This window comes from Pseudoxanthomonas sp. LjRoot204_2 (assembly GCF_056175765.1).
Map to the genome: position 1 here is coordinate 1 of NZ_JBGFFG010000643.1, position 1,407 is coordinate 1,407.

Below are 1,407 nucleotides of genomic sequence, written 5' to 3' on the forward strand. Positions count from 1 at the left end.
GTCCATGCCCTTGGTGCGATATCTGTTCCTGAGTAACGGCGGTGTCCGACGGTTCTTGATGACCGTTCGGCGGAAAAGTAAGCGTGCTTACCTGCGTGTCGGCGTCGTGCCCGCGCAGACCGTGACGGGCGGCGCGGGCGCTGTGGAATGCACGGTCAGAAATGCATCTGTGCGCGCAGCTCGAACACGGACGGGTCGGCGGCGAACGCGCCACGCGTCGCATCGCTCTTCACGTAGTTGGCCTGGAACTTGAAGTACGGCGTCAGGTACCAGTTGGCGCCCAGCGTCCAGTCGTGCTGGCGGCCACCGGCGATGCCGTCGCTGTCCAGGTCGATGCGGCTGTAGCGCGCCAGCAGTTCCACCGCGCCATGGGCGGCTTTCGGTTTGGGGTTGGCGACGTTGCCGCCGCTGTAGCCGCGCGACTCGCCGGTCACCATCCAACTGGCGAACACGTAGCCGCCGTCTGCCGAGTACGAGGGCAGGCCGAGGTCACGGGTGGTCTTCTGCCGCAAATACTCGCCCTGCAATGACCATGGGCCATGGATCCACAGTGCCTCCAGGCCGGCGCGGTCGATGCGGTCCACGCGCGTCAGCGTGCCCGAGTCCACCAGGCGCACGGACGTGAGCGCGGCTTCCGGACGCGCACGCCAGCGGACGCTGGGATGCACGGTGATGCCGAGGCCGTTGACCTCGTTGTCGGGACGCTCCTGCGACCCCGCGATGCCCAGGTGGAGCACGTCGCCGGCCGCCTTGCGCGGTGTCCAGGCCATGCGGACGGCCGTGGTGTCGCCCTTGTTGTTGCCCAGCAGGTCGGATTCGAAGAAGTAACCGGCGTTGACGAGGTAACGCTCGCGCTCGAACGCCCAGTCGATGCCGCTGCGACGGTTCTCGTAGAACGCCTGGGTCGGCAGGGCGGCTTCCAGGAAACTCACCGAACGGGTGGCGGTGTTGCCTTCGAAACCGAGCGGCACCTTCATCTGGCCGATGCGCAGCTTGCCCACGTCGTGGCCGAACAGCGCCTTGGTTTCCACGCGCAGGGCGACGTCGTTCCAGCTCTTGGCGTGGAAATCGTAGGTGACGCCCAGGTCGTACACGCCCTTCCTGCGCAGGGTCAGGCCGAGTTCCTGGCGACGCCAGGCATCGTCGTCCTCGAGTGCGGCGCCGTTGTAACCGTCACCGGAGAAGCGGTTGAGGTCGTACTGCAGGTTGCCGCCGAGGCTGAGTTCGGTGCCGTTGGYGAACGTGATCTTCGGCGGCCAGGCGGTGGCCGTGGTCTTGCCGTCGTCGGCGCGGGCGCCGGCATGGACGGCCAGCAGCGAAAGGGCGAGGGTGGAAAGCAGGTACTTCATGCGTATACCGTCAGAGTAAGGGCGTGCGTCGGCGAGCACCGTCCGGGTGGGACGGTGC

Annotated in this window: 1 protein-coding gene; it reads right to left on the reverse strand. The window is 66.9% G+C overall.

The annotated features are described in order from the left end of the window. Nucleotides 1–155: 155 nt before the first annotated feature. Nucleotides 156–1,349, reverse strand: coding sequence for an OprO/OprP family phosphate-selective porin (locus AC04L7_RS18700; RefSeq protein ID WP_475513703.1), 1,194 nt, complete (start codon nt 1,347–1,349; stop codon nt 156–158). Nucleotides 1,350–1,407: the final 58 nt, after the last annotated feature.